Raw genomic sequence first — 16289 nt, 5'->3', positions numbered from 1 at the left:
AATCACCGACGAATCGGCTCGGAAGGGGCGGGGAACGCGCAGCTCACTGTCCGAAATGGACGAACTGGGCCCACTTGCTCGGCTCGTAGGGCGACCGGTCGCGCAATTCCTTGACCGCGGTCCGCAGAGCGGCGGCCGCACCCGCCGGGTCGAGGGTGCCGTCCGGCGCGGCGAGGGACCCGTAGAGGCTCGCCGTGACGGCGGCCGCCGTTTCTTCGCCGATGGCCCACAACGTCGAGACGACCTGGCGGAACCCGGCGACCTGGAGGGCCGCGGCGAGGTGGCCGGCTTCGTCCGGCGTGGCCGCGTCGGGCATCGCGGTGTGGCACGCCGACAACACCGCCAGGTGGGCGTCGGGCAGGTCGAGCCGGCTGAGGTCGGTGGTGGTGAGCGGGCCGTCGACGAGGAAGAGCGCGGCTTCGCCGTCCGGGGCCGTGCCGCCGTGGCACGCGAAGTGGGCACACGAGTGACCGGTCAGCAGGTCCGTCACGGCCGAGGTGGTGGCGGCCGCACCGGCCAGGGTCGTGCCGCCCGGGAAGAGCCCGGCGAGGACCTCGGCTTCGCGGACGGCGGCGGGCAGGTCGGGCAGGCCGGTGACGTAGGCGGGACGCTGCTCGCACACGACGGCGAGCGGCCGGTGCCGCACCGGCCGCGCCGGGCGGCGGGCGTGCGACAGCGCCCGGATCGTCGGGGTGCTGGAGGAGATCACGCGGTCGAGCACCGACCGGCCGGGCGGGTCGTCCGGGTCGTGGTAGCCGGCGGCGTGCAGCGGGCTCGGCGCGAGGGGACCGGTGGGACACCACCACAAGCGCGACCCGGGCGGAACTGCGGCCTCGTCGAGCACCGGCCGGGCCACGGTGTCCCACAGCCACTCCAGGTACCCGAGCAGCAGTTGCTCCCGCGGCCCGGAGGAAAGCCCGCCGGTGCCCTTCTTCGCGGTCGCGGCGAGGTACGCCCGGGTGCGGTCCTGCGCCTCGGCGTGGGTCAGGCCCGCCAGCGGGATCACGTGGCCGCGGTCCGGGGCCAGCACGATGGCGTCACAGCGGATCCGGCTGACGTTGACCAGCACGACCGGGCCGGCCGCCGCGACCTTCGCGAGCTCCGCGAACGGCGTCGGCCGCAGGAAGTTCTCGAAACCGGGCCGGGTCCGGACCTCCGCGACGGCGGCGTCCCACTCGGCCGCCGCGGCCCGCCGGTCCGGCGCGTCCAGGTCCACCGCGCTCAGCCGGGCGGCGAGCTCGGGGTGCGCCGCCCGCAACCCGGTCAGGTCGGTCCGCCGGTCGAGCACCTGGCTCCACCACAGGGAACGGCCGTGCTCCAGCAGTTCGACGGCGCGCTCCGGACGGCCCGCGGCCAGCGCCGCCGCGGCCGCGTCACCGGCGAGCCCCGGCCACTGCGAGACGAGCCGTCCGCGGTCGGTCGCGGAGAGCCCCCGCCACACCAGCACGGGCAGCAGCGCCACGGCCTGCTCGTAGAGGTCGGCGACCGCACCGGCGTCGTCACCGCGGTCGGCGCGCAGGCCCGCGAGCGTCACCAGGACGCGCATCCGGTCGAACGACCGGCCCTCGGGCAGCGCCGAGAGGACCGCGATGGCGTCGTCCGGACGGCCGAGCGCGAGGTAGGCCTCACCGAGGCCCTGGACCGCGATCGTGTGCAGCGGCGCCTGTTCGCCGGTCGCCGCGCGGACCGTGGTGAAGGCGGTGACGGCGTCGAGCAGGTCCTGCCGCTCGGCGCGTGTCTGCCCGCGGTCGCTCAGGGCCAGGCCGAGGTTGAGGCGGGTGTGGACGTCTTCTTCGCGGCGCAGTGCGGCCTCGAGGTGCTCGACGGCCGCGTCGATGTCCGCCGGGTCCCCGGTGGCGAGGAAGCGCTGCCGGAGCCGGTTGCCGAGGCCGGCGCGGGCGTTGGCGATCCGGAGCGGCCCGGCGGTGGCCACGGTCCGCTCGCCGACCGCGATCGCCTCGTCGAGGTCGTGGCGGCGCCCGAGGTGGCTGTAGCGGTAGAACAGGGCGCTGCCCAGGATGGCCGAGCTGGTGGTCGCGTGGGCTTCGTCGAGTTCCACACCCCGGCGGGCGAGCGCGATCGCCTCGTCGAGGTCGGCGCTGTCGCGGTCCCGCAGGAACCGGTTGACCAGCGCGGCGGCGAGGTTGCCGAACTCGTCGAGGAGGTCGGCCGGGCCGTCCACCGGCCGCCCGATCGCGGCGCGCTGCAGGTCGATCGCGGCGTCCAGATCGGCGCGGTCGCCGGTGAGCTCGTACCGGAGCATGAGCGCGGGACCCAGCCGGATCTCGATCAGCCACCGGCGCGGGTGCTTCGCCGGCAACGCGGCCAACAGGGCTTCGCCGTCGGCGCAGATCCGGTCCAAGAAGGTGTGGTCGCGCGACTGTTGGTACTGCCCGAGCAGCCGGGAGAGCCGGTTCCCGTGCCGCACCAGCTCGGCCGGGTCGCCGGCCGCCTCGGCGAGCGGGCGCCGCGGATCTTCGGGGCCGGCGACGTACTCGAGGGTGACGCCGGGCGGCGGTTCGTACTCCTGCACCGGGCCGCGGGCCTCCAGCACATCGGCCAGCCCGCGCTCGGCCGCGGCCCGCAGATCCGCGTCCGGCGCGTGCTCGATGGCCTGCCGGAGGTAGTGCGCCGCCGTGTCGAGGTCGGCGACGTCGCCGGTGGACTCGTGGCGCTCGCGGTAGAGCCGGCCGAGGTTGTGCACGGTGATCGTCCACACCGGGTGGCCCGGCGGGTGCACGTCGAGGACGTGGCGTTCCGCGTCCAGGAAGGCGTCGAGGGTGGCCCGGGTGCCCTCGAGGTCGTGCCGGAGGCGGCGGACGTCGGCCGCCACGGTGAGGAAGGGACGGCGGTTGCCGTCGTCCGGCGGGCACAGCCGCAGGGCGCGGTCGATCTCCTCCTCGGCCTCGCCGAGGAGGGCGGGGTCACCGGTGCCCTCGATGTGGTGGACCAGGGCCGTGCAGCGCAGCGCGCCGATCGCCGCCCGGTCGGGGTGATCGCCGGGAAGCGCCACCAGCGCCCGTTCCAGCAGCTCGATCACCAGGGCGAAGAGGTGGACCGCGCCGGTCGACCCGGCCAGCAGGTGCAGTTCCCTGGTGGCGAGCACCGACTCCTCGGCGCGCGACCGGTCGCCGGTGAGCACGCCCAGCCGGAGCGCGCTTTCGGCGATCGCCGCCAGCGAGAACGGGACCAGGTCGGGCTGCTCCGCCCGCACGAGCGGCAGCAGCTCGCGGTAGTGCGCCAGTGCCTGGTCGAGATCCGGCACCGAGCCGGTGGCCTGGTGCCGCCGCAGCCGTGCGTCACCGAGGAACATCAGGGTGGCGGACCGCTCCGGCGCGGCCGGATCGCCCCGCTCGAAGGCGGCCGTGCCCGCGGCGATCGCCTGCTCGAGGGCGGCGAGGTCACCGGAGCTTTCGAAGGCGTCGAGCCACGCCTTGCCCTCCCACAGTGCGCCGCTGACGAAATCGTCGTCCGCCTGACGTCTCTGCCGCCCGAACACTGCGCCCCCTCGCGACCGGTTGACCACCGATCGTAGTGCGGATGGCTAGACTCCGTGATCGTCCGACGTCGGAAGGGGGCGGGGTGGACTCCGAAGCCGATCACCTGGCGCTGTGGTGCCTGCTGCTGCCCGAGCTGCGGGCGGCGGCGCGCCAGGGCGGGGTGCTCGACCGGCTCGACCGCGACGCCGACCGGGTGAAACAGGGCGGCCCGGCGAAGACCGCGCTGAAGAAGTGGGGTCCGGTCGGGCCCGACGGCGCGCCGCGCAGCTGGGCGGACCGGCCGGCGCTCGGCATCGCGGCGCTGCCGGGCCGGGGCCGCGCACCCGGCGTCGGGGCGGGGGAGTACGGCTGCCCGCTCGACCGGTGCGCTCGGGTGGCGTCCCGGGACGAGAACGGCCATCCGCCCCGCTGCGCGGCCTTCGACGCCTCGATGCGGCCGAAGTGACCGGCTTCCTGACCGAGGTGGGCAAGCGGCTCGGCACCCGCTGGGTCACCGCCATCCTGCTGCCGGGCCTGCTCCTCGTCGCCGTCGTGGTCGCCGCCTCCGTGCTGGGGCACGAGCACGCGTTCGGCTACGCCCGGCTGTCGGCCGCGGCCGACCGGGCGGGCCGCGAGTTCACCACCCGGCCCGCGCGACCGGCCGTCTTCGCCGCCGTGGTGCTCGCCGCCGCGGGCCTGGCGGGCACCGCCGCGGGCGGACTGGGCGGCCTGGTGCAACGCTGGTGCCTGCGCGACCGGTTCGTCACGGGCGGCCTGCTCCAGCGGTCACGGTGGTCGCGGCGGAGCCGGGCGGTGGCCGCCGCGGAGCGCGCCGGCACCACGGTCGTGCCGGCCTACCTGCCGCAGCGGCCGACGTGGCTGGGCGATCGGGCCCGGCTGATCGAGGTCCGGGTCCGGGCGCAGTACTACGTCAGCGCGAGCCTGGTGTGGCCCCGGCTGTGGCTGCTGCTGGAGGAGGACGCGCGACGCCCGATCACCGACGTCCGCACCCGGTACGCCGAGGCCGGCACGCTGGCCGGCTGGGGCCTGCTGTACCTGGTCCCGGGTGTGCTGTGGTGGCCGGCGCTGCTGATCGCCGCGGGGGTGCTGCTCACGGCGTGGAGCCGGCTGCGGGCGACCATGGCGGAGTTCGCCGAACTGGCCGAGGCCGCGATCGACCTGCGGCTGCGCGATCTCGCCGCGAAGCTCGGCCTCACCCTCGGCACCGAGGTCGGCCCGGCCGAGGGCCGGACCCTCGACGACCTCCTCGGCAAAGCCGGCTGAGACGTTTGCAAAGGACTCACGAATGGGACTGTTCTCCAAGCGCCCCAAGGCCTTGCCCGCCGACCTCGACCGCCGGGCCCGTGCCGCGGGCGCGATGTTCGACGCCGGGCAGTTCGCCGCGGCGGAGCTCAGCCTGAGCTCCCTGGTCGCCGACTGCGAGACCACGGCCGGCCCGGAGCACCCGGGCACCCTCGCCGTCCTCGATCTCCTCGGCTCCACGCAGTTCCAGCGGGAGCGGCTCCCCGAGTCGGCGGTCAGCCACCGGGAGGCCCGCCGCCGGGCGGTGGCGGTGCTGGGGCCGGACCACCCGGAAACCCTGAAGTACGGCCACAACCTCGGCTGCACCCTCTCCATGCTGCGGGCGTGGGACGAAGGCCTGCCCGTCCTGCGGGACGTGCTGAGCCGCCGGACGCGGAAGCTGGGGGAGCAGCACCCCGACACGATCGACACCGCCAAGACCCTGGGCGCGGCGCTGTACCTGACCGGGGACAAGCAGGCCGCCGCGACCACGCTGCAGGCGGCGTACCACGCGGCGATGAAGGCGTTCGGCGGCGGCGACCCGCTGACCCAGGAAGTGGCGCACAACCTGGAGATCGTGCTGCGCCACTTGTGATCGGGCGTGCTCGAACCGATTCGACTGGCTCTTCCGTGCCGGTGTAAGTTTCCCGGTCCTGGCCTTGGCTCGGTTACCATCCTGGCGATTCGATCCGCCGAACCGGTTCGATACCCCGAGGGAGAGGACACCCGATGTCCAGCTCACCGCACCAGAGCCCGAGCCGGCCGCTCGCTTTCCTCGTCGTCCTGATCGCCGTCCTGGCCGGCGTTCTGGTGCCCGCGGACCGGGCGCAGGCGGCGGTGAACACGTTCACCCTCGGCGCCCGGCGCACGGACACCGCCGGCCGCGCGCTGCAGCTGCACGGCCTGGGCATTCGTCCGGGCCGGGACCACCTGGTACGGCTTCGGGGAAGACAAGACCGCCCAGACGACGGCGAACACCGCCTTCCAGGACATCCCGTGCTACACCTCCGACGACCTGGCGAACTGGACCCACCAGGGGATCGCGCTGGCGAAGCAGGGCAGCGGCGACCTCGGCCCGAACCGCATCGTCGAACGGCCCAAGGTCATCTACAACGCGACCACCCGGACGTACGTGATGTACCTGCACATCGACAACACGAGCTACTCCGACCAGCGGGTCGGGGTGGCGACCAGTCCCACGCCGTGCGGTCCGTACAGCTACCGGGGGAGCTTCCAGCCGCTGGGCAACCAGAGCCGCGACATCGGCCTGTTCCAGGACACCGACGGGACCGCCTACCTGCTGAGCGAGAACGCCGGCCGCAGCCTGCGCATCTACCGGCTGTCCGCGGACTACCTGTCGGTGGCGGATGCGGTGGCGACGCTGCCGAACTACGAGTCCCCGGCCGTGATCAAGGTCGCCGGGACGTACTACCTGCTGGCCTCTCACCTCACCGGGTGGGCCACCAACGACAACGTGTACGCGACGGCAACATCGCTCGCCGGACCGTGGTCGCCGTTCCGCACTTTCGCCGCGCCGGGCACGAACACCTACAACAGCCAGACCGCGAACATCATCACGGTCCAGGGCAGTTCGGCGACCACCTACGTCTACGCGGGTGACCGGTGGACGGGCAACGCCATGGGCGATTCGCCGCTGATCTGGCTCCCGCTCACGATCCGCGGCACGACGGTCAACCTGGGCCAGTACCCGACCTGGACCCTCGACACCGACGCGGGAACGTGGTCGGCGAACGCGGGCCTGCCCGCCGCCGGCCCGCGCGTGCTGAAGAACGCCGACAGCGGGATGGTCGTGGACGCCTCGGGTGCTTCCACCGCGACCGGCGGCAAGATCATCCAGTGGCCCGCGCACGGTGGCACCAACCAGCAGTGGCGGATGACCAAGATCGCCGACAACGTCTTCACGGCGGTGAACGTCAACAGCGGCCTGTGCCTCGACGTCCCGGGGGGATCGACGGCGACCGGCGTCCAGCTGCAGCAGTGGACCTGCACCGGCGGCGCCGGCCAGCAGTGGACCGCGGACCTGGTGGGCAGCCTGACCGGGAACCAGTACATCCTGCAGAACGTCGGCAGCGGCCTGGCGATCGGGGTGTCGTCGACCGCGAGCGGCGCGCCCGTCGCCCAGCTCGGCGGGACGGGCGCCGCGAACCAGGTGTGGACGATTTCCTGAGCCGCTCGCGAGAGCCGGTTTCCTCTTCCGCCGCCTGGATGTGAACGCTAACATTCGGCGACGCGGCGGCTCGAGGGAGGAAAACAGGCATGCGGGGGTTCCGGATCCTGGCTTCGATGCTGCTGATCGCAGCCGGGCTGCTGGCTCCGGCGGGTCCGGCGAGTGCCCGCCCGGGGTACGCCGGATACCTGTTCGCCTACTTCACCGGCGAGGGCACGCCCGACGGGGAGCAGGTGTACTTCTCGTTGAGCCGGGGCAACGACCCGCTGCGGTGGCGGCAACCGGCCGGTGGTGGTCCGGTGTTGCGGTCCGATGTCGGGACGAAGGGTGTCCGCGATCCGTTCGTCATCCGGTCGCCGCGCGGCGACCGGTTCTTCCTGATCGCGACGGACCTGCGGATGTACGGGCGGGACGACTGGGAGCAGTCGTGGCGGCACGGCAGTCGCTCGATCGTGGTGTGGGAGTCGGCGGACCTGGTGCGGTGGAGCGCGCCGCGGCTGGTGCCGGTCGCGCCGGAAACCGCGGGCAACGTGTGGGCGCCGGAGGCGGTCTACGACCCGGCGCGGAGCGAGTACGTGGTGTTCTGGGCGTCGAACATCTACCCGGCCGACGACCCGGGCCACGTGACGACCTCCCACAACCGGATCATGTTCGCGACCACCCGGGACTTCCGCACGTTCAGCGAGCCGAAGACGTGGTTCGACCCGGGGCATTCGGTGATCGATTCCACGGTGATCCGCGACGGCGGCAAGTACTACCGGTTCTCCCAGGACGACCGCGGCCCCGGCGGCGGTGGCTCGACCCCGTGCGGCCGGTACGTCACCGAGGAGAAGGCCGAGGTGCTCCTGAGCCGCAGCTACCACCTGGTGCGCGAGTGCCTCGGCAAGGACGCGATCGTCGGCGGCGAGGGCCCGCTGGTGTTCCGGTCGAACACCGAAAAGAAGTGGTACCTGTTCATCGACGAGTACGGCGGCGCCGGGTACCGGCCGTTCGAAACCACGGACCTGGACTCCGGCGACTGGCGCCCGGTGGCGGGTGCCCAGCTGCCCGGCAAACCCCGGCACGGCACCGTCCTGCCGGTGACCCGGGCCGAATACGACCGGCTGGCCGCCCGGTGACCGGCCGCAGGCGCGCGGTGCTCGGGTCGCTCGTGGCGGTGCTCGTGGTGGCCGCGACGGTCGTCGTCCTGGTGGCGGCCCGCGCCGACCGCCCGACCCCGGCCGCTGCGGCAGGCAGGTCGGACGCCACGCCGGCGATCGCCACCACCTCCTCGGCGCCGCCTGCACCCAGGACCACGACCTCGGCGCCGTCCAGCACTCCGCCTCCGACGTCCACCACCACCGCCACCACCTCGGCCGCCGCCTCCGGGGACGCGCCGCTCGCCGGACGGATCAAGCCGGGCGTGCCCCACTCCGGCGTCGCCACGTTCTACGACACCGACGGCACCGGTGCCTGCGGGTACGACGCGAGCGCGGATCCGCTGAACGCGGCCATGAACGTCGCCGACTTCGAGGGTTCCCTGGCGTGCGGGGCCTACATCCGGGTGCAGGCGGCCAACGGCGCGAACGTGACCGTGCGGATCACCAACCTGTGCCCGGCGCCGTGCCGGGTGGGCCAGGTGGACCTGAACCCGAAGGCGTTCGACCGGCTCGGGGCGCGCAACCTCGGCGAGCTCCCGGTCACCTGGAAGCTGGTGGACCCGCCGTCGGTGCCGGACATTTCCCTGCACTACAAGGACGGCTCGTCCCAGTACTGGTGCGGGATCCAGGTGATCGGCCACCGCAACCCGGTGGCCCGGCTGGAAGTTCGCGTGGGCGGCAGCTGGAAACGGCTGCAGCGCACGGACTACAACTACTTCCTGTCGGAGAACGGCGCCGGGTGCGGCGGTTCCGTCGCGGTCACCGACATCTACGGCGAACGGCTGGTCATCGATCCGCTGCCGGTCAAGCCCGGCGTCAGCCAGCCGACGTCACGGCAGTTCGCGCGGCACTGAACCCTCACTCCTGTTCGGCGGTCGCCGACAGGAAGGCCGCGAGGTCGTCGGTGAACCGCAGGAGCAGGTCGTAGAAGGTGCGGCGGTCCGCCGGCGTCCAGCCGGACAGCGCGTCGCCGAACCAGCCGAGCAGGGTGGTGACGTACCGGTCGGCGATCTCGGCGCCGTCGGGGGTCAGCTCGACCAGCCGGGCGCGCCGGTCGTCGGGGTCGGCCAGGCCGCGCACGAGCCGCCGCCGTTCGAGCACGTGCAGGTGCCGCGTGACGTGCGGCCCGGCGACCTGCATCCGGTCCGCGATCTCGCCGACGCGCATCGCCTTCCCGGTCATGTGCAGGGCGAGGATGATCGACAGTCCGGGCCGGTCGAGCTCGGCCCCGATCTGCTTCAGCGCCCGTTCGCCGAGGCCGCTGCGGTTCATCAGGGTGCCCAGCTGCAGGATCCGGGGCAGCACGGTCCGCAGATCGGTGGCGTCTGTGTCGCCCATCACACCTCTTAGATAGCTAACTTAGGTATATAGTCGGTCGAGTCGGGGGTTGATCACGCGCATTGTCGCACCTCGAACATAGATACCTAACTTAGCTATAGGAGATGTCATGAAGCGAGTTCTGATCTCGGGGGCCAGCATCGCCGGACCGGCATTGGCGTTCTGGCTGCGGCAGGCCGGCTTCGCGGTCACCGTCGTGGAGAAGGCAGCCGGACTCCGGGTCGGCGGCTATCCCATCGACGTCCGCGGCACGGCGCTGGACGCGGTCGGCCGGATGGGGATCCTGCCGCGCCTGCGGGACCTGCACATCTCGACGCGGCGGCTGACGTTCCTCGACGCCGACGGCGGCGTGATCGCGTCGCTGGCCCCGGAGGCGATCATCGGCGCCACCGAAGGCGGAGACCTCGAGATCCGCCGCGGCGACCTGATCCGGACGCTGTACGACCTGGTGCGCGACGACGTCGAATTCCGGTTCGGCGACACGATCGAAACCCTCGCGGACCACGCGGGCGGGGTCGACGTGACCTTCCGCGGCGGCCGCGAAGAGCGCTACGACCTGGTGATCGGCGCCGACGGCCTGCATTCCCGGACCCGGGAGCTGGTCTTCGGCGACGAGGCACCGTTCCACCACTACCTCGGCTACTGCTTCGCCGGGTTCACCATGCCCAACGACTTCGGGCTCTTCCGCGAGGGGCTCGCGTGGAGCACGCCGGGCAAGGGCGCGGCGCTGTACGCGGTCCTGGACAGCGAAGAAGTGCACGGCTTCCTGGTCTCCGCCCGGCCGGAACCGCCGCTGGAGGCGTTCCGCGACCCCGAGGCGCAGCGCGACCTCATCGCCGGCACTTTCGCGGGCGACGGCTGGGAAGTCCCGCGCATGGTGGCGGCGATGCGGCAGGCCGACGACCTGTTCTTCGACGTGATCAGCCAGATCCGCATGCCGGCCTGGTCGTCCGGCCGCGTCGCGCTCGCCGGCGACGCCGCCCACGCGCCGTCGTTCCTCACCGGCCAGGGCGCCAGCCTCGCCCTGGTGGGCGCGTACCTGCTCGGCCACGCCTTGGCCACCATCCCGGACCACGCGGCGGCCTTCGCCGCCTACGAGAACCGGTTCCGGGGCTTCGTCGAAGCCAACCAGGCGCTGGTGACCGCGGGGCAGGCCACGCTCTTCCCGGCGACGGCGGAAGCGCTCGAACGCCGCAACGCCGCGCTCCGGCAGCTCACCGCGGTGCCGCGGAGTGAGCCCCGGCCCGAGCATTCGGCGCTGACGCTGCCGGACTTCCCCGTGCCGGTGCGGTGAGGCGGCCGGGCCGGATCGCCGCGGCCGCCGCCGCCGGGCTCGTCAGCTGCCGGGATAGGTGAGGACCGGGAAGTTCCGGGGGAGGACGCACAGGCCCGTCACCGCGAACATCTCCAGTGAGCTCCCGATGCAGCTCCCCACCGGGATGGTCTCCGCCTGGGCCGAGACGGGCCCTGCGGTGCCGATGAGGACTCCGGTCGTCAACGCCAACGCACCCAGCGCGGCCGTGATCCGTCGCATGGTGATCCTCCTGTCGTAGAGCCGGTTTGCGATGCCGGGAGGCTGCCCCGAAGCCCGGCGGATGAACGGGATCGCCGCGGATCGCACCGGCTCGGGTGACCCCCACACGGACCCCGTCCGGGCGTGGAGCACCAGTACGCTGAGGCGAATGAGCACGGTATCCACCCCGGAGCAGTCGATGGTCGAAACCCGGCACCAGACCCGGCTGCTGACCCTGCTCCGCGACGACGGCCCGATGTCGCGGGTAGAGCTGGGCGAGCGCCTCGAGCTGCCGCGCGCCCGGGTGGGTGCCGAGGTGGCGCGGCTCGCCGAGGTCGGCCTGGTCGAGGCCGCGGGGCCGTCGGCCAGCCGGGGCGGGCGGCGCTCGACGCTCGTCCGGCTCGCGGGGGAGCTGCGGGTGCTCGCCGTGGACGTCGGTGCCACGTCGGTCGGCGTGGCGGTCACCGACGCTTCGTGCGAAGTGCTCGCGCACGCCGTCGAGGACTGCGATGTGCGGCAGGGGCCGCACCCGGTGCTGCGGCGGGTGGCCGAGCTGGCGGCGAAGGTCCGCGACGAGGCACCCGGCAGGCTGGTCGCGGCCGGCATCGGGCTGCCCGGGCCGGTCAGTTTCGCCGAGGGCATGGCCGTCGCGCCGCCGATCATGCCCGGCTGGGACCGGTTCAACGTGCGCGACCACCTCGGCGGGCTCTGGGGCTGCCCGGTCGCGGTGGACAACGACGTCAACGCGATGGCGCTCGGCGAGCGGCACGCCGGGGTCGCGCGCTCGACCGACGACCTGATGTTCGTCAAGATCGGCACCGGGATCGGCTGCGGGATCGTGCTCGGCGGCAAGGTCTACCGCGGCGTCGCGGGCACGGCGGGCGACATCGGGCACATCCGGCTCGACGACTTCGGCCCGACCTGCGCGTGCGGCGAGGTCGGCTGCCTGGAGGCCTACTTCGGCGGGGCCGCGCTGGCCCGCGACGGGCTGGCGCTGGCTCGCAGCGGCCGGTCGGCGCACCTGGCCGAAGCAGCCGCCGAACGCGGGGTGGTCACCGCCCGTGACGTCGGCCGGGCCGCGGCGGCCGGCGACTCCGGCGCGGTCAACCTCATCCGCGACGGCGGACGGCGGCTCGGCCAGGTCATCGCCTCGCTGGTCTGCTTCATCAACCCGGGCATGGTCGTGATCGGCGGCGGCGTGGCCCAGCTCGGGCACCAGCTGCTCGCCGAGGTGCGCAGCGCGGTGTATCGGCGCTCGCTGCCGCTGGCCACCGGGAACCTGCCGATCGTGCTGTCCGAGCTGGGCGAGACGGCGGGCGTGATCGGGGCCGCCTGGTCGGCCACCGATCGGGCGTTCACGCTCAGCAGCTGATCCGCCCCGGCACGACCGCAGTGAATGAGTCATTCACTGCATCCAGGGGCGGCCGTGTGGTGACTGCGTGTTGCTGAACGCGTCCACTGTGTAACGCTCGAACCGGACAGACTTTTGCATCCACTGAGCGAAAGTATGTCTGGTTTCGCACGTCTATCCGGGTGAAAAGCCGACTAAACGCACGGGTATCACCTTGACGAGTGATGCCAGTCACCCTACTTTCGCTGCCTGAGCGACAAAGTGCGTTCAGTAGCCAGCGCAAGATGGGGGCACCGTGGCCGTCACCGGAACGAGGCAAGCCGGCTCGGCGAGCCCGCGTACGGCGAACCTGGCCGCGGTCCTGCGGGCGCTGCGCACCGGTCCGCTCTCGCGGACGCAGCTGGCGGCCCGCTGCGGGATCGCCAAGTCCGCGGTTCCCGGCCTGCTCACCGAACTCGCCGAGCGGGGTCTCGTCCGCCCCGCCGGGGTCCTCTCCGGTCACGGGCGGCCCAGCCGGCTGGTCGAGCTGCACGGCGAAGACGCCTACGCGCTGGCGCTGGGCATCGAAGCCGACCGGCTGTCGGCCCTGGTCACCGATCTCTCCGGCCGCGTTCTGGCCGAGTGGACCGAGGCCGTCGACGTCGCCGCGCTCGGTCTCCCCAGAGGCATGGACGAACTCGCCCGGCTGGCCCACCGGGTGCTGCCCGGTCCGCCGGTCGGGGTGGCGATCTCGGTACCCGGGCTGGTCGATTCGGCCGCCGCCGTGCTGCGGTTCGCACCGGCGCTGCGCTGGCGGGACGCGGAAATCGCCGGTCTCATGGCGGCCCGGCTCGGTCTCCCGGTCGACGCCATCGCCGTGGACAACGACGCCAACCTCGGTGCCCTCGCGGAATCGGCCGCGGGCACCGGGACCGAGGTCTGCTACCTCGGCGGCGGAACGACCGTCGGCGGCGGGTTCGTCTCCGGCGGCACGATCCTGCGCGGCGCGCGCGGCTTCGCGGGCGAGGTCGGGCACATCGCCGTCGACCCGTCCGGCGAGCGGTGTTCCTGCGGCCGGACGGGCTGCCTGGAGACGAAGGCGAACCTGGCCGCCGTCCTGCGCGCGGCCGCGGCGCCGGGTGACCCGCTGCACGATCCCGCGCCCGGCGTCGAAGCCCGCGTCACCCTGCTCAAGGACCGCATCCGGCGCGGCGACCAGCGCGCGGTGACGGCGGTCCACGAACTCGGCGTCGCGCTCGGCATCGCACTGTCCACTGTGGTCGACGTGCTCGACCCGGACGTCGTCGTGCTCGGCGGCTACTTCGCCGAGCTGGGGGAGTGGCTGGTCGAACCGGTCCGCGTCGAGCTCGCCGCCCGGCCGCTGGGCCAGGCGCGGGTGGTGGCGTCCCGGCTCGGCCTGCGTGCCCCGCTGCGGGGCGCCGCGCACCTGGCGGCCGAGCGGCTGTTCGCGAACCCGACGCTCGCCGAGGAGGCGACGGTATGAGCCTGCTTTCCGTCCGGGGCATCGTGAAGACGTTCCCCGGCGTCCGCGCCCTCGACGGCGTCGACCTCGACGTCGAACCCGGCGAGGTGCACTGCCTGCTCGGCCAGAACGGCGCCGGGAAGTCGACGCTGATCAAGGTCCTCGCCGGCGCGCACCAGCCCGACACCGGGGAAATCACCTGGCAAGGCGAACCGGTGACGCTCGGTTCGCCGGTCGACGCCCTGCGCCTGGGTATCGCCACCATGTACCAGGAACTCGACCTCGTGCCCGGGCTTTCGGTGGCGGACAACATCTTCCTCGGCCACGAACGCGCCCGATTCGGGTTCACGCGGATCTCCCAGGCCCGCGCCGAGGCCGCCCGCCTGATGGCCCGGCTCGGCCACCCGGACATCCGGCCGTCGACCGAGGTCGGCAAGCTGTCGGCCGCCGGCCAGCAGCTCGTCTCGATGGCCCGCGCACTGGCCCACGACGCCCGGCTGCTCGTGATGGACGAACCCACCGCCGCGCTGGCCGGCGAGGAGGTCGACAACCTCTTCCGCATCGTCGGCGAGCTGACCGCCGACGGCGTCGCGGTCGTCTACATCTCGCACCGCCTGGAAGAACTGCGCCGGATCGGGCACCGGGTGACCGTGCTCAAGGACGGCCGGACCGTCGGCACCGGCCTCGACGCGGCTGCGACGCCGACCGCCGACCTGGTCGCCCTGATGGCCGGGCGCAAGGTGGAGACGGTCTTCGGCCCGCGTCACGACGGGCACGCCCGGCCGGAGACCGCGCTCGCCGTCGAGCACCTCACCCGGCACGGCGAGTTCGAGGACGTGAGCTTCACCGTCCACGCCGGCGAGGTCGTCGGCATCGCCGGCCTGGTCGGCTCCGGGCGCAGCGAGCTGCTGGAGACAATCTTCGGCGCCCGCAAGGCCGACCGCGGAACCGTGACCGTGCGGGGGAAACCGCTCGGACCCGGTGTCCGCGCGGCCGTCAAGGCCGGCATCGGTCTCGCGCCCGAGGAACGCAAGAGCCAGGGCCTGCTGCTGGACCTGCCGGTGGTGCACAACGTGACCTTGGCCAGCCTCGGCCGGTACGCGAAGCTCGGCTTCACCGAGCGCGCCAAGGAACTGGACGACGCCGGCGCGAGCCTGCGACGCCTCGACCTGCGGCCCGCCGATCCCCGGCGGATCGTCCGCACGCTGTCCGGCGGCAACCAGCAGAAGGCCGTGCTCGCGCGGTGGCTGGTCCGCGGGTGCCGGGTGCTGCTGCTCGACGAGCCGACGCGCGGCGTCGACGTCGGCGCCCGCGCCGAGCTGTACCGGCTGATCGACGAGCTGGCCGCGACCGGGGTCGCGATCGTGCTCGTGTCCAGCGAAATCCCCGAGGTGCTCGGGCTGTCCGACCGGGTGCTGGTGCTGCGCGAGGGCCGTGTCCTCGCCGACCGGCGCTCCGCCGGGCTCACCGAGGCCGAGGTGCTCGACGTGATTCTCGAGGGGAGCGCGGCATGACCGAGACCCAGGCACCGCCCCAGGAAGCGCTGCCCGCCGAACGGAAGCGGCGGTTCGCCGTCTCCGCCGACCCGCGGCTGCTCGGCCTGGCGGCCGTGCTCGTCGTGCTGTGCCTGGTCGGCCAGTTCACCCGGCCCGAGCTGTTCTTCACCGAAAGCAACATCTCGACGATCCTGCGGCTGGCCGCGGCGATCGGCGTGGTCAGCGTCGGGATGACGTTCGTGATCATCAGCGGCGGTATCGACCTGTCGGTCGGCTCGATGGTCGGCCTGGCCGGCGTCTGGCTGACGACCCTGGCCACGCAGTCGTACGGGCCGTTCGTGATGGTCCTCTGCGGGCTCGCGGTCGGGCTGGGCTGCGGGCTGATCAACGGCGTGCTCGTCGCCTACGGCAAGGTCGTGCCGTTCATCGCGACCCTGGCGATGTACGTCTCCGCCCGCGGGCTCGCCGAGCGGATCAGCGGCCGCCGCACCCAGGTCGTCGCCGACCAGGACTTCCTGGCCTTCTTCCGCGGCAGCTTCCTCGGCATCCCGACGCTGATCTGGCTGTTCGCGCTGGTCTTCGCGATCGGCTGGGTCGTGCTCAACCGCACCACCTTCGGCCGGCGGACGTACGCGGTGGGCGGCAACGCCGAGGCGTCGCGGCTGGCCGGGATCAACGTCAAGCGCCACCTCGCGCTCGTCTACGGCGTGGCCGGGCTGTGCTGCGGGATCGCCGCGCTCATGGTCGTCGCGCGGACGACCGCGGGCGCGTCGACCAACGGCATGTTCTACGAACTCGACGCGATCGCGGCGGTGGTCATCGGCGGCACGCTGCTGACCGGTGGCCGCGGCTCGCTCATCGGCACGCTCGTCGGCGTGCTGATCTTCACGGTGCTGTCGAACATCTTCACGCTGAACAACCTGGACACCGACATCCAGAACATCGCCAAGGGCGTGATCATCGTGCTCGCCGTGCTCTTGCAGTTCCGGGCCAGGAAAGCCAGGACCGGTCCGTAGTCACA

Annotated in this window: 15 protein-coding genes; 11 read left to right on the top strand and 4 right to left on the bottom strand. The window is 73.0% G+C overall.

Annotation, left to right across the window (positions count from 1 at the left end; all coding sequences use genetic code 11):
- Positions 1–43: 43 nt before the first annotated feature.
- Entirely contained in the window at positions 44–3499 is a 3456-nt protein-coding gene (locus IE317_RS08460) for a CHAT domain-containing protein (protein WP_191307953.1), read from the bottom strand.
- Positions 3500–3582: 83 nt separating this feature from the next.
- Between IE317_RS08460 and IE317_RS08455 the strand changes: the two genes are divergently transcribed.
- Genes IE317_RS08455 through IE317_RS08445 form a run of 3 tightly spaced genes read left to right on the top strand, consistent with a single transcriptional unit; the run spans position 3583 to position 5376 of the window.
- Entirely contained in the window at positions 3583–3945 is a 363-nt protein-coding gene (locus tag IE317_RS08455) for a hypothetical protein (RefSeq protein WP_191307951.1), read from the top strand.
- On the top strand, positions 3942–4763 hold the full coding sequence (locus IE317_RS08450) for a hypothetical protein (protein ID WP_191307949.1): 822 nt from the start codon (positions 3942–3944) through the stop codon (positions 4761–4763). The genes IE317_RS08455 and IE317_RS08450 overlap by 4 nt, the downstream gene beginning before the upstream one ends.
- 22 nt (positions 4764–4785) lie before the next feature.
- Entirely contained in the window at positions 4786–5376 is a 591-nt protein-coding gene (locus tag IE317_RS08445; protein WP_191307947.1) for a tetratricopeptide repeat protein, read from the top strand.
- Positions 5377–5519: 143 nt separating this feature from the next.
- Here the strand turns inward: IE317_RS08445 and IE317_RS44395 are convergent, their stop codons facing one another.
- The gene (locus IE317_RS44395; protein ID WP_229902558.1) at positions 5520–5774 is read right to left on the bottom strand and encodes a hypothetical protein; all 255 of its coding nucleotides are present in this window, start codon (positions 5772–5774) and stop codon (positions 5520–5522) included.
- Here IE317_RS44395 and IE317_RS08440 point away from each other — a divergent pair.
- From IE317_RS08440 to IE317_RS08430, 3 genes are all read left to right on the top strand, one after another.
- Complete coding sequence (locus tag IE317_RS08440) at positions 5773–6969, top strand: RICIN domain-containing protein (protein WP_308443394.1); 1197 nt, start codon at positions 5773–5775, stop codon at positions 6967–6969. The two genes, IE317_RS44395 and IE317_RS08440, sit on opposite strands and share 2 nt — an antisense overlap.
- A gap of 89 nt (positions 6970–7058) precedes the next feature.
- The gene (locus tag IE317_RS08435; protein WP_191307945.1) at positions 7059–8087 is read left to right on the top strand and encodes a glycoside hydrolase family 43 protein; all 1029 of its coding nucleotides are present in this window, start codon (positions 7059–7061) and stop codon (positions 8085–8087) included.
- The gene (locus tag IE317_RS08430) at positions 8084–8962 is read left to right on the top strand and encodes an expansin EXLX1 family cellulose-binding protein (protein WP_229902557.1); all 879 of its coding nucleotides are present in this window, start codon (positions 8084–8086) and stop codon (positions 8960–8962) included. The genes IE317_RS08435 and IE317_RS08430 overlap by 4 nt, the downstream gene beginning before the upstream one ends.
- A 4-nt stretch (positions 8963–8966) precedes the next feature.
- Here IE317_RS08430 and IE317_RS08425 read toward each other — a convergent pair whose 3' ends face one another.
- A complete protein-coding gene (locus IE317_RS08425; RefSeq protein ID WP_191307943.1) occupies positions 8967–9446 on the bottom strand; it encodes a MarR family winged helix-turn-helix transcriptional regulator in 480 nt (159 codons plus the stop codon).
- Between the two features lie 109 nt (positions 9447–9555).
- On the opposite strand from IE317_RS08425, the gene IE317_RS08420 reads away from it, so the two are divergent.
- The gene (locus tag IE317_RS08420; protein ID WP_191307941.1) at positions 9556–10740 is read left to right on the top strand and encodes an FAD-dependent monooxygenase; all 1185 of its coding nucleotides are present in this window, start codon (positions 9556–9558) and stop codon (positions 10738–10740) included.
- Between the two features lie 42 nt (positions 10741–10782).
- Here the strand turns inward: IE317_RS08420 and IE317_RS08415 are convergent, their stop codons facing one another.
- Complete coding sequence (locus IE317_RS08415) at positions 10783–10980, bottom strand: hypothetical protein (RefSeq protein WP_191307939.1); 198 nt, start codon at positions 10978–10980, stop codon at positions 10783–10785.
- 148 nt (positions 10981–11128) lie between these two features.
- Here IE317_RS08415 and IE317_RS08410 point away from each other — a divergent pair, with 148 nt between their 5' ends.
- The 4 genes from IE317_RS08410 (at position 11129) to IE317_RS08395 (ending at position 16284) form a co-directional block, all read left to right on the top strand.
- A complete protein-coding gene (locus IE317_RS08410; RefSeq protein WP_229902556.1) occupies positions 11129–12331 on the top strand; it encodes an ROK family transcriptional regulator in 1203 nt (400 codons plus the stop codon).
- Positions 12332–12605: 274 nt separating this feature from the next.
- On the top strand, positions 12606–13793 hold the full coding sequence (locus IE317_RS08405) for an ROK family transcriptional regulator (RefSeq protein ID WP_191307937.1): 1188 nt from the start codon (positions 12606–12608) through the stop codon (positions 13791–13793).
- On the top strand, positions 13790–15286 hold the full coding sequence (locus IE317_RS08400; RefSeq protein WP_191307935.1) for a sugar ABC transporter ATP-binding protein: 1497 nt from the start codon (positions 13790–13792) through the stop codon (positions 15284–15286). Before IE317_RS08405 ends, IE317_RS08400 begins: the two co-directional genes overlap by 4 nt.
- Positions 15283–16284: an ABC transporter permease gene (locus tag IE317_RS08395; protein ID WP_191307933.1), complete on the top strand. Its 1002-nt coding sequence runs from the start codon at positions 15283–15285 to the stop codon at positions 16282–16284. Before IE317_RS08400 ends, IE317_RS08395 begins: the two co-directional genes overlap by 4 nt.
- Positions 16285–16289: the final 5 nt, after the last annotated feature.

The sequence above is a fragment of the Amycolatopsis bullii genome (assembly GCF_014654205.1).
Lineage (GTDB): Bacteria > Actinomycetota > Actinomycetes > Mycobacteriales > Pseudonocardiaceae > Amycolatopsis > Amycolatopsis plumensis.
The sequence above is the reverse complement of the archived record's forward strand: the minus strand, read 5'-3'. Positions and strand labels throughout refer to the sequence as shown.